The sequence below is a fragment of the Gordonia gummivorans genome, from assembly GCF_022513585.1.
In the GTDB taxonomy this organism is placed as follows: Bacteria; Actinomycetota; Actinomycetes; order Mycobacteriales; family Mycobacteriaceae; genus Gordonia.
Genome location: NZ_JAKWBF010000106.1, coordinates 1 through 279, shown reverse-complemented (window position 1 = coordinate 279; position 279 = coordinate 1). Strand labels below are relative to the sequence as shown.

1 protein-coding gene is annotated in these 279 nt (G+C 71.0%); it reads left to right on the top strand.

Features of this window, described 5'->3' with window-relative positions:
* A partial coding sequence (locus tag MKW15_RS24315) for a hypothetical protein (protein WP_240862979.1) occupies window positions 1-279 on the top strand: 279 nt, incomplete at both ends.

Here is a 279-nt window from a genome sequence, read left to right as displayed (position 1 = left end):
ATGGAGACGTTGCGGCAGGCGTGTGCAACTGCTGACGACCTGGCCCGGATCGAGCAGGTCCTCGGCGGTGTTGACAACCTCGTTGTCAAGGGCTCGCAGGGCCAGCCCGTCTCTCATCCGATGCTGTCGGAGGCGCGCGCGTGCCGTCAGCAGATCGCCGCCTTGCTGGCGCGGCTCGCGCTCGACGTGCCGGTCGACGAGGTCGCCCCGGCTGCACGCGGCCCGCGGTCGGTGCAGGCCCGCAGAGCTGCGAACGCACGCTGGCAGGGACGTGGTCAC